The sequence below is a fragment of the Paraburkholderia sp. J67 genome, from assembly GCF_905220265.1.
Classification (GTDB): Bacteria; Pseudomonadota; Gammaproteobacteria; order Burkholderiales; family Burkholderiaceae; genus Paraburkholderia.
In genome coordinates, this window is record NZ_CAJMZK010000149.1 from 1 (window position 1) to 226 (window position 226).

Annotated in this window: 1 protein-coding gene; it reads right to left on the reverse strand. The window is 60.2% G+C overall.

Annotated features, from left to right (window positions below):
* Positions 1-226 (reverse strand): Sir2 family NAD-dependent protein deacetylase (locus tag U5782_RS41555; protein ID WP_322049660.1); only part of this gene is annotated, 226 nt, incomplete at both ends.

Genomic DNA, 226 nt, shown 5'->3' on the forward strand with positions numbered 1-226 from the left:
CAGACATCCAGCGCGCGACCGAAGAATCGCCATGCCTCGCGCGGGCTATCCTCAAAGCAGCGAGCTTGCATGAAGACGTGCAGATCGCCTTTTTGCATATAAGGTGGTAGTAGCGTTGTCCAGATGCCGTTCGATCCACGAAAGTCCGGAAGCCCGGAGTCGACGCTCATCCCGGCGCCAGCGGCGATGATCAGCGCATCTGCCTTGTCGATCCATTGCGCGGCGC